Below are 26768 nucleotides of genomic sequence, written 5' to 3'. Positions count from 1 at the left end.
CCAAAGAGAAGGCCATCAAGCAAAAGGTACCGCAAAGGTAGCAATATACGGGCATAGTAAGTTTATACCTCAATACAGGCGCAACAGCATTTCATACTGGCTCAAGATTCGGTTGAAATGGCTTCGCTCGAAAAATTCCAGCATTATGCGGCAGGTTGTATCGATGTTGGTAGCCATTAAGGCAGGTGCTTCCGTCTGGCCTACCACTTCTCTGAGCAGCGCAGTGGCCACTCCTATGTTGCGGTAGTTTTGCAACACGCCCAACTGGGCAATAGAACCCGTCTTCGGGAAAAACGCCACATACCCTACCAGCAAGTTTTCCTCAAAATATGCTTCCAGCGTTACCTTTTTATCCGGGCTTTTCCGGAAAGCATGTTTCGTATTTTGCCAGGAAGGGCCGATATCGCAGAACTCCGCGTAAGCTTCCCAGTTGGGCCGCATGGTTTTCCGGATCGTGATGTCCTTAGGCTCCTCTCCTGTTAGCAGCAAGTTTTGCTTGGGGCTTCTGAAGCAGTCCAGAGTGCGGGTTGTCTCGAAACCGACGGCTTCATAGGCTTTGATGGCTACCTGGTTCTGATCAATCACCTCCAGCAGGCATTGCTCTATACCGCTTTCTCTGAGTTTGGGAAGCAGAAACTCATAGAGGCGCTGCGTCAGCCGGTTTCCCCTGTGCGCTGGCAGCACGCCAGTGCCGGCATTGTAGGCGGTAGGCTTTCCCTGCCACTCCCCCAGCCCCGTCAGGATAAAACCCACCAGTTTATGATTGTGAAAGACACCGGCACAGAAGGTCGGCTCCACACCTTCCCGCTTGAATTTTATCGCAAATTCCTCCCGCGTCATTTTAATGGGCACCACATAGTCTGCGAATGCAGCCAGAAAGGTATCGTAGAGATCAGGTATATTCTGTTCTTTCAGGAACGAGAAGGTATAGGCAGCTTCCATATGTCAGATGTTCAGTGGCAATCACAGCTATACGTCTTGTACCAACAACGGATGGCAGGTTTCATAAAATAACCCGCCGTGGACGCTTGTCGTTAAACTTGAGTACTGTAAAGTACAAACTTTACCAGGCGCATAAAACAACCTAAAAAATAAACTATGAAAGCAGCAGTATTTCACAAAATGAAGGATATCCAGGTGGAGACGATCGAAGACCCGAAAATCGAGGACGCCCGCGACTGTATCCTTCGTGTTACCTCCACGGCTATTTGTGGCTCTGACCTGCACATCTACAATGGCATGGTGCCCCAACTGAGAGACATGGTCATGGGTCATGAGTTCATGGGCATTGTAGAGGAAACAGGACCCAATGTAAAGAACCTGAAAAAAGGCGATCGTGTGGTAGTGCCTTTTCCGATATCTTGTGGCACCTGCCATTTCTGTAACATGCAGCTGCCTACCCATTGCGAAAACTCAAACCCTGACCACTATGGCCCTGAAGGCGAGATTGTTATGGCGAAGGGTGCCGGTGCCGCTTTGTTTGGCTACACAGATATCTACGGTGGTTACAATGGCGGACAGGCCGAGTACGTGCGCGTACCTTACGCCGACTACGGTCCTCGCAAAGTGCCCGATAACCTTACCGATGAACAAGTCCTTTTTCTCACAGACATCTTCCCCACCGGTTGGGCAGCCATCGACTGGGCGCAGCTGAAAGGCGGCGAAACCGTGGCCGTGTGGGGTTGTGGACCGGTTGGTATCATGGCCATGAAATCGGCCTGGCTGCAGGGTGCCAAACGCGTGATCGGTATAGACATTCAGCCTTACCGCCTGGAAATGGCCCGCAAATCGGCCAACGTTGAAGTGATAAATGCCTCTGAGGTAGATGCTGTGGCTATGATACGCGATATGACGGGCGGCTACGGAGCTGACGTTTGCGTGGACGCCGTAGGGATGGAAGCCGACAGAACCGTGCTCGAAAAAGCCATGAACGTAGTGCAGATGGAGAAAGGCTCCATGAAAGTACTTGAGAAATGCATGGACGCCGTACGGCGCTCCGGCACCGTGACCGTGGTTGGCGTTTACGGCTCGCCTTACAACAATTTCCCGCTCTACAAGTGGTTCGACAAAGGCCTTACCATGCGTGGTGGCCAGGCCTGGGTACACCGCTACATCGACCACCTCATCTCACTGGTGAAGGAAAACAAAGTGGTACTAGACGATATCATTACGCACACCGTGCCGCTGGCTGATGCCTCCAGGATGTACGACATCTTCAACAAGAAAGAAGACAACTGCGTGAAGGTGGTGCTAAAACCATAACAGGTCGGGTTAATACCAAGAAAAGCCGTGAGAAAAATTTCATAAATTTCTCACGGCTTTTTTATACCTGCCATTTCGCCTTCGTCCGGTACTGCATGTAAAGCGCTATACCTGCCAGCAAGGTTAGGAATGTAATACCTGCTTTAACCAACATATGCACCTCTCTTAACTGATAGGCCAGCAGCAACAGCATCATAGTGGCCAACAGCCATGCCATCGGGTAATACGGCAGCTGCGCCAGCTCTTTGTAGGCTTTCAGAAAATACCCTGAGTAGCCCATATACATCAGTGCGGCAAAAGTAGTATAAGCGGCCATTTCAAAACCGTATAGCGGCACCAGGATAAAATTCAGCACAATGTTGCCTATACCTGCCACGCCGGAAATACGCCATAGCTTATTCGTGTGCTCATGGTATGTCAGCAAATTGCCTACCGCCAGGTACATCGGCCTGAAGTTATAGCCCATCAGGATGATAATCGCCAGAGGGTAGGCTTGCTGCAGTTCTTCGTTTCGGATGAGCAGGGAAAACACCTCCTTCATCCAAAGGCTGCCCAGGAAGGTAGCGGCAAAGAAAAGCAGCTGCAGCGAATAGGTGATGGAGCGCATCTGCAGCGCAGCTTCCGGGCTTTTCTCCTGTGCCAACAGCTTCATGTAAACAGGCGTGGCCGCCTGCACCACCGCAAAACTGGCCGACATAAAATATATCCCGAAACTGGAGGCCACATTGTACAAACCAATTCTTCTGATCGGCACTCCTACCGTATCCAGCACCAGCCGGTCGGAAGTGTCGAGCATGAAGTTGGCGAAATGATGGGGCACGACCGGAAGCGACACCCGGAGCGTATGCAGAATGCGCTGCCGCTTATACCTGAGGATAGGCCAAAGCTTTTGCTCAAAAACGATGTAGAAACTAAAGATAAACCCAATCAGCGCTGAAATGAAAGCAGAATAAAACCAGCCCATGTACCCTAGGTGCAGGTATGCGATGAAATAAATATTCAGGAGAACGTGCGCAGTGCCGACAATGAAAGAGCGCAGTGCGATTGGCAAAGGCCGCTGCGCAAGTTGGCAGTACATACCGCTCACCAGGTCGGTGGTTGAAAACAAAAGGATCGGCAGCGCATTTAGCACGGCTATAGCCAACCGGTCATGATGCGCCTCGGCGGGCACCACAAAGTAGAATACCCCCATGACCAGCAGTCCAAAGAATACAGACCAGCCTGTCAGGAAACCGTAGAGCTGGCGCCAAATCCATTGATATCGCGCTGGATATTTCACAAAGCTGTTGCCCAGTACAATCGAGAAACCCAGGGAATGCAGAAAGACAAAAGCAGCGAAATAAGCGGTGACCACCCCGGCAACGCCATAATCAGTGGGCGTGAGGTATTGGGTGATGAGCGGGAGGGCCAGTACGCCTGCCAAACGGGGCACCTGGGCAGCTAGCCCATAGATTGCAGCATGTGACAGAAGTTTTCGAAGCATCCCCTAAAATTAGGTATATTCCATTCACGGCCATACCTGCCTGAGGTCATTTTGATAATTACACGCTCCGTGCCAGGTATAATTCACGTAAAAGCACTAATTTATGCACCCGGTCACATAGCCACACGGGTACAAATGCCGGGGACTTGAGCATAAGCTCAAAAAATTAGTATATTTGTTAATTCAGACAATAAGAAAACAAGAAGCCTCACGGCTATATAGGAGATATAAATAGTGGGATGTAGTTCATGTTCTAGTGGCGGATGCGGAACCAGCGAAAAACCTGGTGGCTGCAAAAGCAACGGCGGCTGTAGCACCGGAGGCTGCAACCGTTTAAACGTGTTCGACTGGCTCAGCGATATGGAAATACCAACCGCGTTTGAGGAGTTCGACATCGTTGAAATAAGATTCAAGGGAGGGCGCAAAGACTTCTTCCGCAACATAAACAGACTCGACCTGACCACCGGCGACCCCGTGGTGGTGGACGTGCCAAACGGGCATCACATAGGTACCGTTTCGCTAAAGGGCGAACTCGTGCGCTTGCAGATGCTCAAAAAGAAGGTAGATAACAATGAGGAGATCCGCACCATCTACCGCATCGCCAACGAGCGCGATCTGGAGAAGCTGCGCGAGGTACAGGAGCAGGAAGCTGCCACGATGTACCGTTCCCGCGAGATCATTCAGCAAACCGGTCTCCGCATGAAGCTGTCGGATGTGGAGTACCAGGCAGACCGCTCTAAAGCGACGTTCTATTACTCCGCCGACGACCGCGTTGATTTCCGTGACCTGATCAAAAAGCTGGCCGAGGAGTTTAAGGTACGCATTGAGATGCGCCAGATCAGCCTGCGCCACGAGGCTGGCCGACTGGGAGGTATAGGCTCCTGCGGACGGGAACTGTGCTGCTCTACCTGGCTCACCGATTTCAAAAGTGTGTCTACCACGGCTGCCCGCTACCAAAACCTGTCGCTCAACCCAAGTAAACTGTCAGGCCAGTGCGGGCGCCTCAAATGCTGCCTCAACTACGAACTGGAAACTTACATGGAGGCACTCAAGGATATACCTACCGTGTCACGTCCATTGCAGACCAAACAGGGCGACGCCATGTTGCAGAAAACGGACATCTTCAAGAAGATGATGTGGTTCGGCTACAGAGGCGACAACAACTGGTACCCGGTTCCGGTGGAGCGCGTGCAGGAAATCCTGAAGATGAACAGCCAGGGCCTGGTGCCCGACATGCTGGTGGAAGAACCCGTAAACGAGCCGAAACAGAACGAGTTTGTGGCACAGGTAGAAGGCAGTCTGGAGCGTCTTGACGACAAATTCAAGAATAAGAAAAAGAAAAAAAAGAAGAAAAAGCCAGGTGCTGAAGGTACTGAGTCCAGGCAAAACGCGCCGGGCCGGGAGCCACGCGAGGGCCGGGAACCTAAGGACCAACGAGGTCCTCGGGAGCCAAGGGAGCATCGGGAAGGCCGCGGGCCACGCGAGAACAGAGGCTCGCGTGAACCAAGAAACGACGCCCAGCCACAGCAAAGAACAACCTCGGGAACTGGTGAGGCACAACAGCCTGCCGAACAGGGTCAGCGCCCTAAAAAGCAGCGCCCACCACGCAACAGAGGCAACAGAGAAGGCCGTGAGAACCGGGATGCAAGGCCGCCCCGTGAAGAGAGGCCTGCCCGCGAAGGAGAGACCAACAGACCTCCACGCGCAGACGTAGCCAAGCCATCCGGACAGCCACAGGCCGAAGGTTCTTCGCAACAGCCTAGAAGGCAGAAATCGCGCAGACCAAACCGAGGGCCAAAGCCAAACCAGCCTAAACCACCGCGTACCGATGCATAAAACGATAGCTTATCTGGCCGCAGCGCTTCTGCTTATGCTGAGCGCCTGCGACCCTGCCAGGGTGTATGAGCAGAACACCGAGATTCCGGATAGTAACTGGACCGTAGACAATGCGCCTGTTTTCCAGTTTGAGATCAAGGACACGACGAAACAGTATAATGTGTACTTCAACGTGCGCTACTCACTGGCCTATGACTATTACAACCTGTATGTCCGTCACCAGTTGACTGCCCCGGACAGCGCCGAGCTCTCCTCTGCCCTGCACGAGCTGCACCTGATGGACTCTAAAACCGGAAAACCTGCTGGCAAAGGCTCCAGCGACACCTATGATTTGCAGATGCTCGCCTTGAAGGGTATAGCGTTTCCGCAGACTGGTACCTACAGCCTCAAGCTGACGCAGTACATGCGGCGCGACCCGCTTCCCAATGTCAAAGCAATCGGCATTCGGGTGGAGGAAAGTGCTGACTAACGATAACAGCTTCACATTTTCAGAGAGAGTCCCGGGCTATACCTTAGCCCGGGACTCTTTTTTTGAGAAAATTACTTGCACGCTCTACTTTTAGGAGATCGTTTAACAACTAACCAAGATTAAGTGCACCCTTTACAACAAAAAACAGCCCGTGCAGGTATGCTGTATATCTTGCTGATATAAAGTTATACCTTGATAGTTGTATGAAACTCGCCCTTCAGATAGCAGGATTTGTCCTGACGCTTTTTTCCTTCCTGCCACTAATAAAATCGCCGCTGTGGTGGATTAGAATCCTTGATTTCCCCAGGTTCCACATCGCTATCTTTCTGACAGCGACTTTGGCGGCCTACCTGGTGCTGTATGGTGCGTCAGGCTTTCTGGAAATTGGGATGTTAGTTATATGGGCGTTGGCTATACTCAACGAGATGCGCTATGTCTATTTCTTCACGCCACTAGCACCCAGAGAGGCGCTCCGCACGGAGGTGGAGACACCGGCCAATACTGTCAGCCTGATGATCTCCAATGTGCGGATGGCCAATAAGAGGTATGAGAAGTTTCTGCAGCTTGTGCTTCGCACTGACCCGGACATTGTGCTCATCAACGAACCTAACCATGCCTGGCATGAGCACCTGCGACCCGAACTGGACAAACGGTATCCTTACGCAATTAAGAAGCCGCTTGAGAATACCTATGGCATGCTCCTGTACAGCAAGTTCAAACTACATGATAGCGATGTCCGGTTTATGGTAGAGGACGACATCCCTTCTTTTTACACCGTGGTGGAGCTTCCTTCGGGTTTACTGTTCGATCTGTATACCGTACACCCCCAGCCTCCGCGCCTGCTCCAAAACACGGAGACCAGAGAAGCCGAGTTGCTCATCGCAGCAAAATTTGTCAAAAAGTCCCCTCACCCGTCGGTAGTGGCTGGCGACCTCAACGATGTGGCGTGGTCTAGTACGACCAAGCTGTTTAAGCAGATAAGCGGGTTACTGGACCCCCGGGTGGGCCGTGGTTTTTTCAATACCTACAACGCCTTCGTGCCTTTGTTTCGTTACCCCCTGGACCATGTTTTCTATGACCCTTCTTTCAGGCTGGTGCACATGCGCCGACTCTCTAAATTCGGGTCCGACCACTTCCCGATTCTGATTACCCTGAACTATGAACCACAGCATCAGGAGGAACAACCCCAGCCCAAGGCCGACAAGGAAGATCACCGGGAAGCCAACGAGTTGATTCAAGAGGGTGTGGAGAAAGGTGAGGAACGAAACGGCGAGAAAAAGGAAGCGAAAGAATAGCCGAACGGGCAAAATAAAAAACCCGCTCAGCAAGCTGAGCGGGTCAAAATAGATGAATGCCCTGCCTAAAGGGCTATATCACTTATTAACTTAGATTTTCTCTACGTTAATTGCATTCAATCCTTTTTTGCCATCTTTCAATTCGAAAGAAACACGGTCATTCTCACGGATCTCGTGGATCAGACCTGTCTGGTGAACGAAGATGTCTTGGTTTGTATCGTCTGCGATGATGAAGCCAAAGCCTTTAGATACGTTGTAGAATTTTACTTTACCTGTTTGCATGATAATGAATTTATAATAATAGAAGCAAAGGTAAAGAATTACTTCAGATAAAATACCAAATTCAAAAAAATATTAACCCTGTCTGAGACAGAAACATAACCTCCTTTTACCGCTGCTATCACCCATGCGCTTCTCCTGTTTCACCAATGGCCGATGTGACCGGGGCATTCTGAAAACTTTTCCTGCCCGCCAGCACTTTGCTTGCTCACCCCTCCCATAAATACCTCGCTGTCCATCCATCAGGCGCTGTTTCTGCAATAACCCTCTATCACAAGGTTCGTATAGCTAAAACGTTCTGTTACACTAAGAAAACAGGTATAACTACTAAATTCTGAAGGTGACAATACGACAATCGCTTGAGTCTGGTCGAGTGGCATCAGTCACGCCAGGATCAAGCACGCAATACATCGCATTACCATTCTATTAATTCTATAACTATAAACTGAGGAGATCAGAACTATGAAAGAAAACGAAAAAAATCAGTCCTCCAGCCAATCCGGCAATATGTCGAGTGGTCTATCATCCGGTACTTCGAGCCAGAGTGGTTCAGAAATGAGTTCATCTAGCCAAGGCAGCATGGGCTCCGGCACCTCTGCTTCTTTAGGCTCCTCATCTTCAAAGAGCGGCAGCAAGACTTCTGGCTCTGATTCTTTATCTTCGTCAGCCAAGGCAAAGTCAGGCTCTAAAACCACTGGCAAAACCTCTGACACTAAATCAGCTAAATCATCTTCATCCTCTTCGAAAGGAAGCAAAAGCAAATCTCCGTCTGGCAGCACAGGCACTTCGATGAGCACTTCGCAGGATAGCGACCAAAATTATGGCAATGTGAGTGGCTCCCAGCAGAGTGGCCAGCAGTATGGCAGCTCGCAGGGCGGCTACGGATCCCAGCAGGGCGGCCAGGACTACGGCAGCCAGCAGGGCTACGGCTCGCAAGGCGGCTATGGGTATGGCTCCCAGCACGGGGGCTATGGTGGCCAGAGTGGCTATGGCTATCAGGGCGACTATGGCTCATCACAGCAAAGTGGTAGCATGCAGCGCGGTTACGGCGATAGCAGCGGCTACGGCTCCTCTTCACAGGGCAGCTATGGCTCGTCTCAGTCTGACTACGGTTCGCAGGGTGGCTATAACTATGGCAACCAAGGTGGCATGGAAGGCAACCGCACCCGTTACCAGGATCAGGACTACGGTGCCTCGAGAGGTGGCATGCAGGGCGGTATGCAAAACAGAGAAGGTGATAATATAGGTGGCCAGAGTTACGGCGGCTCACAGGGCGGTTTCGGCATGCAGGGAAACGCTTCCGGACAAGGCGGCTACGGCAGCTACGATAGCGGCCGTGGTGGTTATGACCAAGGCAGTGGCTACAGAAGCAGTGGCCAGCAAGGCTCGTCGCAAGGCGGCTATGGCAGCCAGGGCGGTTACCAGCAAAGCTATGGACAGGGCGATTATGGCCAGCGTGGCGGACAAGGCGGTTATGGTTCCTCTTCACAAGGTAGCTACGGCTCACAAAGTGGCAGCGGCATGCAGCGCGGCTACGGCGACAGCAGCGGCTACGGCTCCTCTTCACAGGGCAGCTATGGTTCGTCCAGATCATCAGGTATGCAGGGTGGTGGCTACGGCGACCGCGACCGTTATGGCTCTATGGGCTACGGTTCTTCCAGAGGCATGAGCGAGTACGACAGAGATGACTATGGCTCATCCAGAGGTTATGACTCACAGCGTTCTATGCAGGGTGGGTATGGCTCACAGGGCGGCTACGGTTCCCGTGGCGGTTCCTATAACGACGAGTATCGCTCTTCTCGCGACAGAGACAGAAGCAGCAGCCGTTACGACGAAGGACATGGTTCGCAAAGTGGCTATGGCTCTTCACAAAGAGGCTACGGCGGCTCTCATAGTGGATCAGGCTCCGAAAGAGGGTATGGTTCTATGAGCAGCGGTGGCCAAGGTAGCTCTCGCGTAAGCGGTATGGGCGACGGTGGCTATGGTCAGAGTGGCTACAGAGAAGGTGGTTATGGCCAGGGTGGCCGTGGTGGTGACCAAAGCCGATACGGCTCTATGGACAGCGGCACTTCTTACTACAGCGATAACCAGGGCTCTTCATCTCGCGAGAACTATCGCAGTGGAATGGGCAACCAGGATTACTCGCAGCGAGGCCGTTCGCAGTACGATGATGATGATAGCAACCGCTACGAGTCAAGACGCAGCAACCGTTATCGTGACATCGACTAACCAGCATAAAACGCATTAATGCAAGAGCGCCTCTCCTGATTCAGGGGAGGCGCTCTTTTTATACCTGCCGGTACGCCAATTTAGGGATCAAGGAGAATCAGTTGGCCCCTTTTCAATGTTTAAAAGTGTTCGTTTCCAATCATCCAATAAATCAAAGCTTTAGATTCTCAGAAGCACTCGTGATAATCCTTGGCAAACTGTTGAAAGGTATGCGGAGGTCGTCCTGTTACCTCTTGCACGGTGTTGGTGACCGATGATGACTTGCCAGACTTGTGCGCGACGTACAGTTCTAGCATGGCATCCACGATCTGCTCGGGCATGTGCTGCGAGCGCATAGCCTGCCGGGCCTTTTCTTCGGGTATATCCACGAACTGTATCTCCTTGCCTGTTTGTTCACTTAAGTGTGCGGCCATCTCGCTATGTGAAATCGCCTCGGGCCCAGTCAGGTCGTAGATTCTCCCTGCATGCCCATCTGTAGTAAGTGCCTCAATGGCAACAGCCGCAATGTCACGTGTGTCTATGTAACTTACCTTGCCCTCACCGACCGGCATGTAAAATTTTCCTTCGCTGATGATGCTCTCTGTATGATAATTTACCAGATTCTGCATAAAGCTAGCCGACCGCAGAAAGGTATAAGGTATCCCACTTTCTTCTATGTAGCGCTCGATTTCGCGGTGCCATTGTCCGAGTTTTATACCTGGCGAAGCACCGGCACCCAAGGCTGATAATTTAACGATGTGCTTTACCTGCTGCTTTTTCGCTTCATCGACCAGGTTCTTTGCCATTTCGAGTTGGCCCTCCGACAAAGGCGTGATGAGCATTAGCCGATCGATGTGGGTGAAGGCCGCATGCAGCGACTCCGGTTTTTTGAAGTCTATCTCTACAATATCCACATCGGGCAACCGCTTCAGATTTTCCCCTTTAATAATGGAGTGCACACCTGCCCGAACATTCACATCCTGCATGGCGAGTTGCTTCACTATTTCATGTCCGACCGTGCCCGTGGCACCAGTTACCAGTATCGTCTCTTGCATAGTTCTGTAGGTTAAGGGGTTTGTTAGCTATACGTTGCTGCGTCCAAAAACAGTAATTTCTTACTATAACTGAAAAGCTGGCGAATAGGTTAAAGGCAGATATAGCGGCTAGTTCCGGGGTTCGAAGCTGACCAGGTATAGCTTGCCCTTTTCGTTGGTAATGAGCAGCTGTGTGGCAGACAGGTATAGCAACGCCTCCGCCTGCCCGGTGCGTCCCAGCGGCAGGCAGTAGCGCTTGCCAGCGAAGGAGACCCTCTCCTGCTCCGGCTGAAACAGGTATAGGCGCCCATAGCCCAGCAGGGCGAACTCCCGTCCATTGGGCGCTCCATCGGCCGCCGTGATCGCTGACTTCACCCGAATTTCCTCCTGCGGCAGCAAGGTATAGCGCCCATTTTGGGCAGGCAAGGTATAGCGCCGGGTTATCCCCTGGCGGGCTCGGCTTTTTGTAAAAAGGTAAAGGCTGTCGGATCGGTGAAAAAATGCTTCCAGGTCGTAGTGACGGTCATTGCTGTCGAGTGGAGGAAATTCGGTTTGGTCTGCGAAACCAAAGTGCATGGTGTCCTGCAAGGCCATCGTCTCGGATGATAATTTAAATACCCGCAGGTCCCGGCGTGCATTGGCGTTGTTTCCGAAATCTCCGATATACAGGTTGCCTTCCTGATCCTGGGCCAGGTCCTCCCAGTCGCGGTTGGGCAATGGCAAAGGCACCGTTTGCAAAAGCGCTCCTTTCAGATTGAACAGGTATAGCGCTGCTGGCAAATTGCTGTCCGGATGCGTCCAGTAAGTGCTGTCGGTGGCGTGAGCCAGGCCAGAGCTTTCCATGATGCGGCTATCGAGGCGGCCAATGCGCTGCACCTTCACCTTGTAGTCCTTGCGCATCCTTACAAAGTCGCCATTGCGCATGTCAGATGCGCAGCCGCAGAAGGCCGTTTGCAGGTATACATACAGGGTGAACAGTTTGATGAGCATGTTGTTTCGTTATTCGTTGGTCGTTGTTCGTTAATGGTTTCAAGGTTAAATTGTCAAATGTCTAAATTGTTGATTTTCTGTTGCACGAACCAGACAAGTCGCGACCTATTCCCAAGAGGATACTTTCTAACTTTCTAACTCTCTAACTCCCAAACTCACCAACTCTCTAACTATTTTCTCCCGGTCAGCCCAATATTGCCGGCTGTATACCCGCTTGTATGGCCATTGGCGCTGTTGCAGAAGCCGTGGCACATCAGCGTGGGCGTGGCGCACGGAGAGTTGGCTGTAGTAAAGGTCATCGTCCGTGAGCACCACACCTCTGTATGCGCCGGCCTGCACCAAGGTGAGGTCGGCAAAGGGAAGCTCGGTTTGCAACTGCGGCACTTCCTGCATCAAAAGCTCTTTTAGCAGCGGCACCTGCGATGGCATGAGTTCCTGCCTGGGTTTGTACTCGAAGTAACGGCGGCTTACCTGCTGAGCATAGTGCAGGTACTCCCGCAGAAGCTTTGGCCCCGGATGCAGGGTGTTTTCTACTTGCAATTGCTCGGCCCGGATGCTGCTCACAACGATCACCTGCTGCTTTGCCCGCGTGATGGCTACATTCAGACGGTTCTCCCCTCCTGCCTGGTTCAGGCTACCGAATTGCATGGCCATTTTGCCTTTAGCGTCCGGAGCATAGCCCACCGACAGCATGATCACCTCTTTCTCATCACCCTGCATGTTTTCGATGTTCTTGACCAGCACGGTGGGCGGCACAGCTATACCTAGTTCCTGCGCACGCTCCTCCAACAGGTCCTGCACCAACATTTGCTGACTGTAGTTGAAGGTAATCACGCCCACTTCCTCCTGACCCGCCTGCAGCATTTGGAACAGCAACTCCAGTACTTTCTCTGCTTCGGGCAGGTTGGTATTGTCCTGCCACAGCCCCTGCACTTTGATAAACTGAATGGCTGGCTGCCGGGCATTGGCAGCGTGCAACTCCGGTATAAGCTCCAGTCGGTTTCGGTAGAAGTAACGGTTGGAGAAATCGATCAGCTCCGGGTAGCGGCTACGGTAGTGCTGCGTGAGCATGGCCTGAGGCAGGTATAGGCTGCAAAGCTGCAACAGCGACTCCGCCGAGAGCTCTTCCACTTCCTCGTCGCCGGTTCCGCTCCAACGGGCACGGTACAGGTCCGATGGACGGAGCTGTTGCTCGTCGCCGGCCACCACCACCTGTTTCCCGCGCAACATGGCAGGTATACCTGACTCGGCGAAACATTGCGAAGCTTCATCGAAGATCACCAGGTCGAAACAGCGCTCCAACGGCAGCACCGCCGACACTGTTTCGGGAGAGGCCAGCCAGCAGGGTGCCAGGTTCAGAATCTCCTCCCGGAAAAGCGCAAAAAGCTTTCGGATTGGGTACAGACTGCGTTTTTTGCTGACCTGCGCATGCAACCGACGGTAAGTCACGGCATTGCCGAGGCGGTTGAACTCCATGTATCGGTAGGTCTGTTCCCGTAGTCGCGACAACACAATCTCCTGACTCAGTTCCTGCTTTTGCCCAAGGAGTTGCTGCAGTTCGGTTTCCAGTCGGTCCATTTCGCTGCTGTCGGGCATGCGCAGTTCCGGGCTTTGTGCTTCCAGTTCTTGCAGCCAGGCCAGGTACAGGCTGTTCAGGAAAAGCTGCTCCCCTTCTTGGGCAGAGCCTATCCCTTCCTGCAAGAGCTGACGTGCCACTTCCAACTCAGCTTTGGTGAAGGAGGCCTGCAGGGTATCGTGGGCTACCATCGGCTCAAATTGCTGACGGAGTGTTTCCAGCAGTTTTGCCCCATGCGCCTCGTTTATAATCAGTTGCTCTAACTGGGATTTTGGCAGCCACTTTTCCCACTGGCTATACCGCCCATCGAACAGGAGCACGGCCTGCGACAAAGCCTGAAGATGTTCTGATAACTTGGGTTCCAGATGAAGTTTCTCGTGAAACACTTTCTCCCGATGCAGTTGCTTGAGCAGCTTATGAGCAAGCAGCGCCTGTTCTACCGCCTCCAGTTTCCGCAGCATGGGGGTTGGGTTATCCTCCAGGCGTAAGGTATGGCCGATGCTTTTGTTGATGGTTTTGATCAGCTCCATGGCCTGTTCCCGGAGCTGCAGTCGGCGTTGCAGTGCGCCTACGCCCGCTTCCGTGAGCTCCAGTTTATACTTGCCCAAAGTCTCTTTCAGCACTTTTTTGTGCTGCGAAAAGTACCAGCCTAACCCTTTGATGTAGTCGCCGCGCTGCTGTTCAAAAGCGGTGATGGCCGATCTCACCAAAGTCAGCTGCTCTACAGGTATAGCTGCGTCGGGGGTGGGGCAAACCAGGTATAGCTCCTTCAACTGCCGGGCCTGCTGTTTCAGTTCGGCTGCTTTGGCCTGCTTGCGCAGCAGCGGTTGCAGCACCTCCTGCACGCCCTCCTGCTCCAACAAAGTCTGCAGTGCCTCCAAGGTTGGCAGCGCATAGCTATACCGCTCCTGGTTCTCTAGTGTGAAGGCATAACCGCTGAGGTCACTGATGCCTTGCTGCAGTTGCTGGTACTGTTCCCGAAATTCCCGGATGACTTCTTCCTGTTCCTGACGTTGCGGCCACCCGAAGCCCTGCATGCAGTGGCGCTCCTTCCATACAAAGTCAGCATGATCTAGCACAAGGGCCTGTTGCAAATAGGTGCGCAGCCGGGGCAGAAAATCTGCTACAGTTTGGGCTGTAAAATGCTTGAATGTTGCCAGTAGCGCCACATAAGGCCGTTGCAGGCTGCTGCGCAGGTATAGCTCCTTAGGCGTCCAGCCACAGCGGCTGCTGTCAAACAGGGCAAACCGAAAGTTCTCCAGTTTTTGCAGGCACATGTTGATGCCGCGGCTCACCTCCAAAAAGGTGCGGTCGGTATATATGCTGTTGAGCGCCAGGTTCTGTTTTTTGTAAGCGTCGAGTTGCTCTATCTGCAAGAGCAGTTGCTGGTAAATGCTTTTGCGGTCGGCGTTGATGTCGTGCACCAGGGCGGCGAAAGCGCCAAGCCCTTTGGAGGAAAGGCGCTGGTGCACCACGTCGAGCGCAGCCCTTTTCTGGCTCACAACCAGCACCCGTTTCCCCCGTGCCGTGAAATCCGACACCAGGTTACAAATGAGTTGCGATTTTCCGGTGCCCGGAGGCCCCTGCACCACCATGGACCTGCCCTGCTTTACCTGCTGCAGCGCCGCTTCCTGCGATGCGTCCATGGCAAAGGCCGTGAAGGTATGCTGCGCCTGTGCCATCTGGCTTATACCTGCCTCAGCTGCCGCAAACAAATCTTCCATCTCCCGGAGTTCGTCCTGCTCCAGCAGTTCGTCGTAGTCGGCCATCAGGAAGGAGGTGGCCTGCGGGTACAGGCCCAGCACGGCCTCCTGCTCCAGGTATAGCTGGCCGGGTTTCAGGTCTGCCTCGTAATCGGCCTTTTTGTAGTCGCGGAAGGGTTTGAGTTTATCCCTGAAGAACTCCCGCCCCGCATGCACAACCAGCTGCTGCTCTTTTAACAATTCGTATACCTGCGTGCGGAACTCCAGGGGGTGTGCAGGCAGGGTACTCAGGTCCAGTTCCAGCAAGGGCTCGGCCAGCGGCGTGCCCGTATAGTGGGCATAGGCCAGCACAAAACTCTGGTTAAACTGCGGCGGCTGTGCTTCGTCAGGCATGAGCTCCCACTCCTGGGCGGCATTCACCTGCAACTTCACCGGAAAGAAGAGCAAAGGGCAGCGCACTGTTGTGCCGTCCGAGAATTTCCCGTGCACGAAAGGCCAGCCCAGGTATAGCTCTTGGGTTCCGCGTTCTTCAAACACCAGGTCGGACTTTCGCCTGATGTAGCGCAACTGTTTACTGATGGGTGTCACCGGTGCATAGCGACTGTCAGCGAAAGGAGCCAGCACCGCTTTTTTTCCGGCAATGAGTTTTTCCAAAACCGAAAATGCAGGCTTATTATTGATGAAATCCAGCTTCTCTACATCCAGGTGCAGTTCCCGCGACAGGCGCAGCAGCAACAGGGCTCTGTTTCCAGTGCTCAGGTTGACGAGTCGGTGTCGGTAGCTTTTGAGAATGGATTTCATAAAGTGCAATGCTCCCAAAACGGATATCGTTTTGGAATAGTCTGTAGCTATACGGCAAGTTAGCACGAATTGGGCGCACTTGGAACCCCAATCAATTTGTATTTAAGGCATACAGCTAGATGAGCTGGCATCAAACAAGGAACATAAAATATTGTGAGTCAGTTAAATAAATAACAAAGCAATCTAATTACTGACAGAAAATTACCTTATATGCCCTGGTCTGCACACTTCGCCTAAAAATACCGATACACTTACCCATGGATTTAATCAGAAGACTTATTCCGTTCCACTTATACTTCTCGCATTCCGCTTCTAATCTAAAGTATGCAAAGTCAGATAACACAGAAGGGCTGGCCGCTTTCCTCTATACCTTCACGGTGAGCCATGTCATACTTGGAGTTGGATTTTTTTACCTGAGCCTGGACCTCTTTCATCTGTACACTCAAGAAGACGGGTATGTTGAGTACTTAACCGCGTTTCTCCTGCTTTTCACCTCAATATTGTGCTTGTACAAGGCCTTGCAGCAAAAAAACAGACTCCCGAAAATGTTTTTCCTCGTGTCGGCTTTTCTCCTGTTTTTTGGTTTTGGGGAAGAGATATCGTGGGCGCAGCGGATCATCGGATTCGAAACGCCTGATAACCTCGGGAAAGTAAATGCCCAGCAGGAGTTTAACCTGCACAATATCCATCTCTCGGGCGTAAACCTGAACAAGCTGATATTCGGCAAGATACTTTACACAGGAATTTTCATCTACTTTCTGGCTTTTCCGGTGTTCTACCGGCGCAATAAGTGGTTCAGCTCTTTTTTAGACAGGTTCAGTGTGCCGCTGCCAAGCCCCTTGCACAGTTTACTGTATATGCTTTGCTTCTCAACCGCACTTCTGATTCGGAATGGTGAGGTTTGGGAAATACAGGAGTTTATTCTGGCTAGCTTTATCTTTGCAGTATACCTAATGCCTGACAATGAGACTGTACATAGACATGCGTAATTAAAATGGCTTTATTTTGCAATCGCAGTTTTTTTGATTAACCAATAGCAAGCCTCTATCCGTAAGGTATAGCAGCATTTCCTATAGCTGTTTTTATGTCGAACAATTATCGGTATCTGGTAGTTGTATATGGCCCGCTTGCTATAGCTTGCAAATTTTCGCAATATTATTACCCTATGAAGAAGCACCTCATTATTGCGCTTTACTTGCTGTGCGCTATTGTCGCTTTCAGTTCCTGCCGCAAAGACCGCCAGGAAAAGCCGGTCGACCGCATGGACGAATACACGACTTCCAAAAAGTACCCCGCCAAGTTTGCTGATGAAAGCTTGGAAAAATGGCAAGAGCAGATCCCTGAAATTCAGAAGGTCAAAATAAAGTCCACGATCGATGGCAATGAGCAGCCTGCCCTTTTTTACAGCTCAGAAACCGTTGGAAAACGGCCACTACTGGTGATGCTGCACAGTTGGAGCAGCGAGTACCTGCAGCAGGTAAGCATCCCGTTCGCGCTCTGGTCAAAGGAGTATGATTGGGCCTTTATCCACCCGAATTACCGGGGAAAGTTCGATAACCCAGATGCCATGGCCTCCGACCTTGCCATACAGGATATCGTAGATGCCGTGAACTATGCCAAGGCAAATGCCGAGATCGATGAGTCCCGCATTTACATTTTGGGCTCTTCTGGCGGCGCAATGACCGCACTGGTGGCAGCAGGCAAACATCCCGAAATCTGGGCGGGTGTAGTGGCCTGGGTACCCGTATTCGATTTGGTAGACTGGTATGCTTTCAGTCAGAATTACCCCCACCGCGACTATAACCGGCACGTGGCAGCAGCCTGTGGCGGAGAACCGCTGCCTGGCACGCCCGCTGCTGAGGAATGCAAACGACGCAGCCCGAGCACCTACATTCACAACGCAAAAGACGTCCCGATCTTCCTGGCCCATGGCACGGTGGATGTGCTGGTACCCCCGGATCATTCCATCAGGGCATTCAACATACTCGCCAACCCGGAAGACACCATTTCGCAGAAGCAAATAGATTACATCCTGGAAAAACAGGAATTGCCCGAGGGGATCAGAGGCGCCACCAACCGCGATAAGTATTTCGGTACCAAAGACCCCCAAATTGTGTTTATGCGGGAGTCCGCCAATGTGAGGCTGGTGCTGTTTGTGGGCGTGCACGATATGGCCTACAACCCGGGCCTGCTTTGGCTGAACGAGCAGCAGAAGAAGATGCCTGAGACAGCCGAAGTTCCTACGGCGGGTCAGTAATTGACCTCTAGCTCTTTCTTTATATAGTCAGGTACGGGCTGATCTTCTCAAACAACTCCGCCGTTACGATCTTGATCTGTCGGATCTCTGATACCTGCCGGAAAGCACCATGCTGTTCGCGGTAGGCCACAATCGCCCGCGCCACATTGGAACTGATGTAGGGGTGTGCCTTGAGTTCATCGGCGTTGGCCTGGTTAAGCGAGAGTTGCTTTATCGTGACGGACTTCGGCACGAAGGTATACTTCTGCAGGCTGTCCACCGTGGCGGTTGGCAAGCCATACACTTCCTGCACCTGCGCCATGCTGTGAAAACCTCCCAAACCGTCGCGGTACTTTACAATCCTGGCCGAAAGCTTGCTGCCTATCCCTCTGATTTGCTTGAGTGCTGTGGTATCGGCGGTGTTAATATTGAAAGGCGCTAATATAAATCGCTCGCGTGGGCGTGGGTTGCTTGTCCAGTTCGGGTTTGGTGCTGTCCGGTTAACGGCTATATCTTGGTTGCGGCTATACCTACTGGGCCTGGTTTCGGGCAGTTGGATGTGCGGGTATAGCTGCTGAAAAACAGAATCGGGCAGGCCGTAAATTTTGCCCAACTCGGCTTTGTAAGTGAAGTCGCCTACTTTGTTGCGGTAATTGAGAATGCGCCGTGCCATAAATTGGGGCAGGCCAAGCTCCTGCCATTGCGCCTCGCTGAGGTGGTTCGGGTTGAAGGGCTGCAGCGCCACGGGCATTTGGTATACCTGTTTCCTGCCTGGCTTCTCGGGTTGCTTCGCTTCGAGTTGTGCGACCAGGCTATCGAGCAGTTGCCTGTCGGAGGCACTGCCTACTGTTCCAATCTCTGGTTTGGCAAACCACTTAAATAGCAATGGTGCTGCCGTAAGCAGCACCATTATACCTATCAGTACTAAAAAGCCGTTTACTTCACGCTGCGAAAAGCCAAAGTTGCGTCGAATCCAGTACTTTATTTTTCTCATTTCAGTGTTATGCCCGTGGGGCCTGTCGCTCTATCTCGTCGTCGTTGTCGAGGTAAGAGTCCGGCTCCGGTTTAGGGGGTGCATTCAACACCCGGTAGAAAAAGTAAGACATTAAGCCAGTTACCAGAATAATGGTACTGAGCATGACAACAAGTGCAGATGTATTCATAGTTTCCTAAATTCTTCCTTCTCTAACTCTTTTTTTGTACGCGATGTAAACCAGCAGCGCAATGCTCAGGAACACGGCCACCAACAGGGTGCGCGAAGCATTCACAAAGAACAACGTGTCCTGTAACTGCTGAATCACCTCCGGATCGGTTGCCTCGGCGAGTTGGCGCTTCAGGCTACTGTTCTTGATTTTGTTGATGATCGAGCTATCGTCCAGTTCCCATCCGTTGGAAAGGGCACCGGTCCAGTCGCCGCCCTTCGGCGTGATGAGTGAACCGATAAATACCCAAAGCAACAGCAGTGGTGTGATAAACTTGATGATGAACTTATAGAAGTTAGGCACTTTGATATCGGCACCGGAAGTGATTTCTCTCCAACCCTTGTTCATACCAAACACCCACGCAAACAGAATAGATTCAAACAAAGCGAAAACTACCAGCGACACAGTACCTGCCCAGTAGTCGTACTCATCGAACACGCCATACTTAAAGAACAGCACCGTTGGCATACCAAGCAATAATACGATCAGGCCGAAAGACCAGGCGGCAGGCTTGCGTCTCCAGTTAAACTCGTCCTGCAGGAAGCCAATCCAAGGCGTACCCATGGCAAGCGAGGAAGTGATACCGGCAAAGAACAGGAGGCCGAACCACATCACACCGGCTACAGCACCCAGCACATCGCCCCACTGGTAGAACAGGTATGGCAACGTACGGAAGCCAAGCCCCAGACCACCCTGGCTGTTCACCAGTTCTGTCACACCGTCCACGCCCAGGTAACCGATCGAGATCGGGATCAGGATCGCAGCGCCCAGCACCACTTCTACGAATTCGTTCATCCAACCGGCAGACATCGCATTAAGAGCAATATCGTCTTTGGAGCGCACATAAGAAGCGTAGCAGTGGATTGTGCCCATACCTACCGACAGGGTAAAGAAGATCTGACCGGCAGCAGCCAACCATACACTTGGTGACCACAGTTCGTCAAAATTCGGAGTCCAAAGGAAGTTAAGGCCAACAGAACTGTCGTTGATAGCACCGTTTTCGCCTGCTGTAATGGTGAAACCCTTGTAAGCCAGGAATATACCGAACAAAATCAGCAAAGGCATACCGATTTTGGCTACACGCTCCACGCCCTTAGCCAGTCCCTGAGAAAGAATCCAGGTGTTGAGCAGCAAGCAGATCACGAAGAAAACGATTGGCTCGTACGGTATGCCGAAGGTAGATTCGCCCAGGCTCACATACTCGTTGAAGAAGGCTGAAACGCCGTTCTGGTCAAGTCCGGCAAAAGTGCCCCCGATGGAGTGGAAAACGTAAGAGAGCGTCCAGGACTCCAGGTAGCAATAGTAAGAGGCTACCGCGATGTTAGTCCAGATACCGAATACGCCGATGTATTTCCAGAGACGGTTGCGGTGCATGGTGTCCACGATGAAGGGGGTGGAGTGGTGACCGAACTTGCCACCGAAACGCCCCATAGACCATTCAATCCAGAGAAGCGGGATACCCATCACCAGAAAGCATACCAGGTAGGGAATAATAAATGCGCCGCCGCCATTTTGCACAGCCTGCACCGGAAAACGCAGGAAGTTTCCAAGCCCTACTGCGTTGCCGGCCATGGCCAGAATGAGACCCACCCGGGAGCCCCATGATTCTTTGTTAGCACTCATAAAAAGGGGTAAAAGTTGGTTGGTTTAGATTAGTTGGTTAGGTAATTAATGGTCGTGTATTCACTTATTAAAGGCAAATACTGATCGCGCACCAAGGTTAAAGTTCGCAAAATCAGGATTTAAAGCTTACAATTTAAACAATGCTTCTGATTGCACCATATTAAATTCGATATTTTTAATACTCGCTATACCTGAAAATCAGCCTGGCTGGCAACAATGGCTATACCTTCCAGGAAAGTGTGCGGTTTGTAACCTAGTTCTTTTTCGGCTTTGGTGATGATAAAACCGGTGCGGGGCGGGCGTTTGGCAGTTTGCGAAAAGGTACTGGCATCAGCCTTGTCTATCAGCGACTTGTCCAGCTGGAAGTAATCGGCCACGATCAGGGCCATATCGTAAGGCGTGTACATTTCTTTTCCGGAGATGTTATAAATTCCTTCGGCATCGTGCTCAACGGCTAGCCAGCAGCCCATCGCCAGGTCCTCGGCCAGGGTTGGCGTCCGGAACTGGTCATTGACCACCTTAATGACTTTGCCGGCCTGCAGGCTGTCGCGCACCCACAGTACAATGTTGGTACGGCCATAGTCGTTGACCACACCGTACACGAGCACCGTGCGCAAAATGGCCCATTTGCAAGTGGCAGCCTTCACTATCTCCTCGGCCATCAGTTTGGTCTCGCCATAGAAGCTGATCGGGTTGGCTTCCGCCTCTTCGTCGTAAGGTCCGTTCTCGCCGTCGAAAATAAAGTCAGTGGAAAGGTGGATGAGGTGCACGTTATGTTTTTCGCAGGCCTCTACCACATAAGCCACAGCGTCGCGGTTAAGTCTCAAGGCTCCGGCCTGGTCGGTTTCGCACTGGTCCACGTTGGTCATGGCGGCGGTATGGATAAGGTGTGTTGGCTGGAAGTCAGCCACTACTTTTTCTACCTCCTCCCGGTTGGTCACATCCATGGACGCGAAAGGCAAAGTAGGGAAAACCTCAGCCAGTTTGTTGTCGCCACGGCTGGTTGCGAGCAGCGTCACATCGGTACGGGGCAATAGCAATGACGCCAATTTTTGGCCTAACAGGCCGTTGGAGCCTGTAATCAGTATTCTCTTCATCAATAGGGTGAATTAGTGCTGGCTGTAATCGTAGCCGTATTTCTTAGCGATTTTCTTCTTTTTCACTTCCTCTACTTTCACTGTCATGCGGATATCAGAAAGTGGACGGTCGCGGCCGTCCTTGGGCTGCTCAGCAATTTTGTCGATCACGTCCAGCCCGTCTACCACCTGCCCAAACACCGAGTAGGCTTCGTCGAGTTGCGGAGTACCGTGGTGGTTTTCTACGATATAAAACTGGGAGCCACTGGAGGCACGCTGAGGGTTCACGTGGTCGCCCAGTCTGGCACCGGCTACCGCCCCGCGCTTGTGCTTATACTTGGGCAGTATCTCTGCCGGCACGCTGTAGTCTATACCTGCCGGGTTACCCTCCTTTGTTTTCAAATCGCCTCCCTGGATCATAAACCCGTCGACTACGCGGTGAAACGTAGTGCCATTGTAGGCTCCCTCCCGGGCTAGTTTCAGGAAGTTTTCTTTGTGCCTGGGCGTGTTGTCGAACAGAATCAGCTTCATGTCTCCCATTGGGGTAGAAATGGTTACCAGTTGGTCTTTCCCTTTTGGAGCTTTCTGGGCAAATGAAGTGAGCGGCCATAGCGCCAGCAGGAATAGGAGAAGTGTTGTCTTTCTTAGCGGATCCATGTTTCAGGTTTAAATATAAGGTATAAAAATCAGGTCTGAATTTCAAATTTAAGCCTTTTTGGCTCCTTTTCATGTTTTGCCTTCATTTTCTGCAAGCTTATTCAAAAACTTCAATTCTAAGGTATAGCCATTGGGTATTGACTTTTATAAGGCCAAAGCCCAACAAGTCTGTCTAATGCTTGCACTTTTTTAACTTTATGCTGCACCTGCAGAAGCAATTTGGCAGCTTATTTCCTATTTCCGTTAAGTAAAGTTATATTAATGCATGCTGACTAAACTCACCCATCCTTATTTAATGAAAAGAATCCTACTTTTTACCTGTCTTGGCCTCGCTGCTTCCGGCAGTGCGCAGGCACAGGCCACACCAACTACTACCATCGACGAAAAAATTGAAGCAGCCGTAGCCCCTACCGCGCAGTTTATCTCCGATATCATCTTTTATGAAGTAGAGGTAGCGGGCACGGGCATTCCGCTTATTCTGGTCTGGTTGCTGGCAGGAGCGCTGTTCTTTACCGTATACCTAGGCTTTATCAATATTCGGGGCTTCAAGCATGCCATAGACATTGTGCGGGGCAAGTACAACCAGCCCGGGGCTCCAGGTGAGGTATCGCACTTTCAGGCGCTGACGGCAGCCGTGTCGGGCACAGTGGGTCTGGGCAATATTGCGGGGGTGGCTATCGCTATTTCGCTGGGCGGGCCGGGTGCCACGTTCTGGATGATCATGGCCGGGCTCTTCGGTATGTCAACCAAATTCGCGTCGTGTACGCTGGGCGTGAAGTACCGCGATGTGCATACCGACGGCACTGTTTCGGGCGGCCCCATGCATTACCTGAAAAAGGGCTTGCAGGAACGCGGCATGGAAGGACTCGGAAAATTTCTGGCGGCATTCTTTGCCGTGATGTGTATCGGCGGTGCGCTGGGAGCTGGCAACATGTTCCAGATCAACCAGGCAACGCAGCAGTTCATTACCGTGACAGGCGGCGCAGAAGCCTCTTTCTTCGGTGGCGGCAATGCCTGGATGTTTGGCCTGATCATGGCAGTGCTGGTCGGCCTGGTCATTATCGGCGGCATGAAGAGCATCGCTAGCGTAACCGAGAAGGTAGTCCCTTTGATGTGCGGTGTTTACATTCTGGCGGCTATCGTGGTGCTGGCGGCTAATTTCACTCAGATTCCGGCGGCTTTTGTTGCTATTTTTGATGGTGCCTTTAATGCCACGGCCATTGGCGGCGGTGTCGTGGGGGTGATGATACAGGGCCTGCGTCGCGGTATTTTCTCGAACGAGGCGGGTATAGGCTCGGCCTCCATTGCGCACTCCGCCGTGAAAACGAATGTGCCCGTTACCGAAGGCTTCGTGGCCTCACTGGAACCATTTATCGACACAGTGATCGTCTGCACGATGACGGCCCTGGTGATTGTGGTGACAGGTGCTTATACCCAGGACACAGGTGATGGCATTGCGCTTACGTCCTCTGCTTTCGCCACCGTGATCGACTGGTTTCCAATGATACTGGCGGCGGCCGTTATTCTTTTCGCCTTCTCCACCATGATCACCTGGTCCTACTACGGCCTCAAATCCTGGACCTACCTGTTTGGCCACACCAAAGCAGCCGACATCTCTTTCAAAGTGCTGTTCTGCGGCTTTGTGGTGCTGGGTGCCCCGATTCAACTGAACAGTGTGGTTGCCTTCTCCGACGCCATGCTTTTTGCAATGAGCATTCCAAACTTGGTAGGATTGTTTATTCTGGCCCCTGTTGTGAAGAGCGACATGCAGGCTTTCCTGGCCTATGCCCGATCAACTAAAAAACAGCCGCTAACCAAAAAAGCGGTAGAGGCTGCGCAGGTATAGGTATAGGTATAGGCTTTACCAAAAAAGAACGGGCTGCTTGCGTCATGCAGGCAGCCCGTTCTTTTATGTACTCTAGTAGTTATTCTCCTCTTTCCGATCTGATTTCTTTCAGGATTTTATCACCGCCACGCCCCAGGATGGTTTCGGCCAGTTTCACACCAAGCTCTTCTGCCGCTGCCTGAGTGCCCTCGAATTTATCATACAAGTGCTGCTGCCCATCCAGGCTAACTAATCCGCCCTGTATGCTTACTTTCCCATCAGCTGTCAGGGTAGCCAATGCAAACGAAGGTATACTGCAACCACCCTCCATCGTGCGCAGGAAAGCCCGCTCTGCCATCAGGCATACATGGGTGTCGGCGTGGTCGAGTGCGGCTTTTAGCTGTTGCTTCAAATCAGGATCCAGGTCACGGGCGCACTCTACGGCCACACTGCCCTGGCCAGCGGCAGGTATAAACTCATCCTCCGGGAAGGTATGTACGATCAGATCATCGTAGCCCATCCGGAACACACCGGCGTAGGCCAGCATCAACGCGTCGAATTGCCCGTCTTTCAGCTTCTGCAGTCGGGTTTGCAGGTTGCCGCGCGATTCGGCGGTGATTACGTTCGGGTAATATTTCTTGAGCAGGGCCTTGCGGCGAGTCGACGACGTGCCAATTACCACCTGGCTGTCTCGCTCCAGTTTAAAATCGGGGTTAAACGACAGAATCACATCATTCACCTTTTCGCGCTCCATAAAAGCCACCAGTTCCAGATCGGCAGGTATAGACGACTGTACGTCTTTGGCGCTATGCACCGCAATGTCGATGCTGCCGTCGCGAAGGCCTACTTCCAGTTCTTCGGTAAACACACCCTTCGAACCAATCTTATCTAAGGAGCGGTCAAGAATCTGATCGCCTTTTGTGCTGATGATCACAATTTCGGTGTCGAGGCCGGCCGCCTGCAGTTTGTCGGCCACGGCGTGCGCCTGCCACAAGGCCAGCTTGCTCCCGCGTGTACCTATGTTGATCGTTTTTACTGCTGCAATATTTTCCATGATACTGTTTTCTTAATTTGCGTTGCGCAGGTATCCGGCAATCTGGATAGAGCTGTCTACGAATACCATTTTCGGATTGGCGTTCCGTTCAATATGATAATGCGCCTCGTTCAGTTCCTGCGCGAGTTTCCCGGCGTTGTTTTCCGTGATCACTTTGGAGAATTTCTGCACAAAGTCGAGCTCGTTCGGCGGCAGAAAAGCAATCAGCGACTCGTCCACGCCATACAGCATGACCTTGCGAAACAGGTTGAGCGCATAGAGCAGGAAGTTCTTCTGGTTCTCGCGGCCCAACTTCTGAAACTCCTCGCTGCTGTCCACCACCTTATCGAACTTGTAGGTATAGCAGTTGCGCATCCAATCGGTAAAGAAGGTAAAGTAATCGCTGCTGATCTCGCTGGTGAGCTTTGTAGCGGCATTCAGGCTGCCCTCCGCCAATTGCGCGATCTGGTAGGCGGCTGTGTTGTCGAGTCCGTGCTTTTCCTGCAGGTAGGAGATCACTTCTTCCTGCGTGAAGGCCCGCACCTGCACAATCTGGGTGCGGGAAGTGATGGTTGCCAATAATTTTTCGGCCGACTGCGACACTAACAGAAAAAGCGTTTTGGCAGGGGGCTCCTCCAGTAATTTGAGCAAGGCATTGGCGGCAAATGGATGCATCAGCTCCGGCAGCCAGATCAGGACAATCTTGTAATCACCTTCAAAGGCCTTTAGCGAAACCAGCTTCACCAACTGGCGGCTTTCCTCTTTGGAGATATTGCCCTGTCTATTTTCGGCCCCAATATGCTGCATCCACTCGTTGAGTCCCTGGTAGGGGTTGGCCAGCACAAACTCGCGCCAGTCGGTCAGGAATTTCTGGCTCAACACGTCCTTGGTGACGGACTTCGTACTGGTTACCGGCATCACGAAGTTGAAATCCGGATGCACCAGTTTGTTCATTTTCACGCAGCTGTTGCACGTTCCGCAGGAGTCATTGGGTTGTCGGTCCTCGCAGTTGATGTAGGTGGCATAGGCCAGCGCCAGCGCCAAGTTGGCACTCCCCTCCTGCCCCAGAAACAGCTGCGCATGCGCCACATGGTTCTGCCGCACCGAGTTAACAAGCAGCCCCTTCGTTTCCTGATGTCCTTTTATTTGAGAGAAATGCACGTTTGTTAACTGTTAAATG

At 52.1% G+C, this 26768-nt stretch carries 22 protein-coding genes; 8 read left to right on the top strand and 14 right to left on the bottom strand.

What is annotated here, in order from left to right; genetic code table 11:
• Positions 1-69: 69 nt before the first annotated feature.
• Positions 70-942: a GNAT family N-acetyltransferase gene (locus H9Q13_RS14230; protein ID WP_191184468.1), complete on the bottom strand. Its 873-nt coding sequence runs from the start codon at positions 940-942 to the stop codon at positions 70-72.
• Positions 943-1098: 156 nt separating this feature from the next.
• Between H9Q13_RS14230 and H9Q13_RS14225 the strand changes: the two genes are divergently transcribed.
• Positions 1099-2262 (top strand): zinc-dependent alcohol dehydrogenase, encoded by a 1164-nt coding sequence (locus H9Q13_RS14225; RefSeq protein WP_191184467.1) that lies wholly within the window; start codon positions 1099-1101, stop codon positions 2260-2262.
• A gap of 61 nt (positions 2263-2323) precedes the next feature.
• Here H9Q13_RS14225 and H9Q13_RS14220 read toward each other — a convergent pair whose 3' ends face one another.
• Complete coding sequence (locus H9Q13_RS14220) at positions 2324-3745, bottom strand: lipopolysaccharide biosynthesis protein (protein ID WP_191184466.1); 1422 nt, start codon at positions 3743-3745, stop codon at positions 2324-2326.
• Between the two features lie 360 nt (positions 3746-4105).
• Here H9Q13_RS14220 and ricT point away from each other — a divergent pair, with 360 nt between their 5' ends.
• From ricT to H9Q13_RS14205, 3 genes are all read left to right on the top strand, one after another.
• The gene (gene ricT, locus H9Q13_RS14215; protein ID WP_224744295.1) at positions 4106-5581 is read left to right on the top strand and encodes a regulatory iron-sulfur-containing complex subunit RicT; all 1476 of its coding nucleotides are present in this window, start codon (positions 4106-4108) and stop codon (positions 5579-5581) included.
• Positions 5574-6050, top strand: a complete 477-nt coding sequence (locus H9Q13_RS14210; protein WP_191184464.1) for a gliding motility lipoprotein GldH — start codon at positions 5574-5576, stop codon at positions 6048-6050. The genes ricT and H9Q13_RS14210 overlap by 8 nt, the downstream gene beginning before the upstream one ends.
• A gap of 203 nt (positions 6051-6253) precedes the next feature.
• The gene (locus H9Q13_RS14205; protein ID WP_191184463.1) at positions 6254-7345 is read left to right on the top strand and encodes an endonuclease/exonuclease/phosphatase family protein; all 1092 of its coding nucleotides are present in this window, start codon (positions 6254-6256) and stop codon (positions 7343-7345) included.
• 90 nt (positions 7346-7435) lie between these two features.
• On the opposite strand, the gene H9Q13_RS14200 is transcribed toward H9Q13_RS14205, so the two are convergent.
• Positions 7436-7627 (bottom strand): cold-shock protein, encoded by a 192-nt coding sequence (locus H9Q13_RS14200; RefSeq protein ID WP_191184462.1) that lies wholly within the window; start codon positions 7625-7627, stop codon positions 7436-7438.
• Between the two features lie 479 nt (positions 7628-8106).
• Positions 8107-8421: a hypothetical protein gene (locus H9Q13_RS14195; protein WP_191184461.1), complete on the bottom strand. Its 315-nt coding sequence runs from the start codon at positions 8419-8421 to the stop codon at positions 8107-8109.
• Between H9Q13_RS14195 and H9Q13_RS14190 the strand changes: the two genes are divergently transcribed.
• Positions 8414-9853, top strand: a complete 1440-nt coding sequence (locus H9Q13_RS14190) for a hypothetical protein (protein ID WP_191184460.1) — start codon at positions 8414-8416, stop codon at positions 9851-9853. The two genes, H9Q13_RS14195 and H9Q13_RS14190, sit on opposite strands and share 8 nt — an antisense overlap.
• Before the next feature lie 167 nt (positions 9854-10020).
• Here the strand turns inward: H9Q13_RS14190 and H9Q13_RS14185 are convergent, their stop codons facing one another.
• The 3 genes from H9Q13_RS14185 to H9Q13_RS14175 all read right to left on the bottom strand — a co-directional run bounded on the left by H9Q13_RS14185 (position 10021) and on the right by H9Q13_RS14175 (position 15936).
• Positions 10021-10887 carry an SDR family oxidoreductase gene (locus H9Q13_RS14185; protein WP_191184459.1) on the bottom strand — a complete coding sequence of 289 codons (867 nt, stop codon included), beginning with the start codon at positions 10885-10887 and terminating at the stop codon, positions 10021-10023.
• A gap of 108 nt (positions 10888-10995) precedes the next feature.
• Positions 10996-11856, bottom strand: a complete 861-nt coding sequence (locus H9Q13_RS14180) for a hypothetical protein (RefSeq protein ID WP_191184458.1) — start codon at positions 11854-11856, stop codon at positions 10996-10998.
• Between the two features lie 126 nt (positions 11857-11982).
• Positions 11983-15936 (bottom strand): AAA domain-containing protein, encoded by a 3954-nt coding sequence (locus tag H9Q13_RS14175; RefSeq protein ID WP_191184457.1) that lies wholly within the window; start codon positions 15934-15936, stop codon positions 11983-11985.
• 257 nt (positions 15937-16193) lie between these two features.
• Here H9Q13_RS14175 and H9Q13_RS14170 point away from each other — a divergent pair, with 257 nt between their 5' ends.
• Both H9Q13_RS14170 and H9Q13_RS14165 read left to right on the top strand, forming a co-directional pair.
• Positions 16194-16925, top strand: a complete 732-nt coding sequence (locus H9Q13_RS14170; RefSeq protein WP_191184456.1) for a hypothetical protein — start codon at positions 16194-16196, stop codon at positions 16923-16925.
• 176 nt (positions 16926-17101) lie between these two features.
• The gene (locus tag H9Q13_RS14165) at positions 17102-18193 is read left to right on the top strand and encodes an alpha/beta hydrolase family protein (RefSeq protein ID WP_191184455.1); all 1092 of its coding nucleotides are present in this window, start codon (positions 17102-17104) and stop codon (positions 18191-18193) included.
• A 19-nt stretch (positions 18194-18212) separates the two neighbouring features.
• Here H9Q13_RS14165 and H9Q13_RS14160 read toward each other — a convergent pair whose 3' ends face one another.
• The 5 genes from H9Q13_RS14160 to H9Q13_RS14140 all read right to left on the bottom strand — a co-directional run bounded on the left by H9Q13_RS14160 (position 18213) and on the right by H9Q13_RS14140 (position 22730).
• Complete coding sequence (locus H9Q13_RS14160) at positions 18213-19166, bottom strand: ComEA family DNA-binding protein (protein ID WP_191184454.1); 954 nt, start codon at positions 19164-19166, stop codon at positions 18213-18215.
• Positions 19167-19173: 7 nt separating this feature from the next.
• Complete coding sequence (locus H9Q13_RS14155) at positions 19174-19335, bottom strand: hypothetical protein (protein ID WP_191184453.1); 162 nt, start codon at positions 19333-19335, stop codon at positions 19174-19176.
• A 6-nt stretch (positions 19336-19341) separates the two neighbouring features.
• Positions 19342-20997 (bottom strand): sodium-dependent transporter, encoded by a 1656-nt coding sequence (locus tag H9Q13_RS14150; protein ID WP_191184452.1) that lies wholly within the window; start codon positions 20995-20997, stop codon positions 19342-19344.
• A gap of 185 nt (positions 20998-21182) precedes the next feature.
• The gene (locus tag H9Q13_RS14145; protein ID WP_191184451.1) at positions 21183-22094 is read right to left on the bottom strand and encodes an SDR family oxidoreductase; all 912 of its coding nucleotides are present in this window, start codon (positions 22092-22094) and stop codon (positions 21183-21185) included.
• A gap of 12 nt (positions 22095-22106) precedes the next feature.
• A complete protein-coding gene (locus tag H9Q13_RS14140) occupies positions 22107-22730 on the bottom strand; it encodes a peptidylprolyl isomerase (RefSeq protein WP_191184450.1) in 624 nt (207 codons plus the stop codon).
• 295 nt (positions 22731-23025) lie between these two features.
• Between H9Q13_RS14140 and H9Q13_RS14135 the strand changes: the two genes are divergently transcribed.
• Positions 23026-24576: an alanine/glycine:cation symporter family protein gene (locus H9Q13_RS14135; protein WP_191184449.1), complete on the top strand. Its 1551-nt coding sequence runs from the start codon at positions 23026-23028 to the stop codon at positions 24574-24576.
• A gap of 79 nt (positions 24577-24655) precedes the next feature.
• Here H9Q13_RS14135 and hemC read toward each other — a convergent pair whose 3' ends face one another.
• Positions 24656-25609 carry a hydroxymethylbilane synthase gene (hemC, locus tag H9Q13_RS14130; RefSeq protein ID WP_191184448.1) on the bottom strand — a complete coding sequence of 318 codons (954 nt, stop codon included), beginning with the start codon at positions 25607-25609 and terminating at the stop codon, positions 24656-24658.
• Positions 25610-25621: 12 nt separating this feature from the next.
• Positions 25622-26749 carry a DNA polymerase III subunit gene (locus tag H9Q13_RS14125; RefSeq protein WP_191184447.1) on the bottom strand — a complete coding sequence of 376 codons (1128 nt, stop codon included), beginning with the start codon at positions 26747-26749 and terminating at the stop codon, positions 25622-25624.
• Positions 26750-26768: the final 19 nt, after the last annotated feature.

Source organism: Pontibacter aquaedesilientis (assembly GCF_014773225.1).
GTDB lineage: Bacteria > Bacteroidota > Bacteroidia > Cytophagales > Hymenobacteraceae > Pontibacter > Pontibacter aquaedesilientis.
Note: the sequence above shows the minus strand (reverse complement) of the source record. Positions and strands in the feature narration are given on the sequence as shown.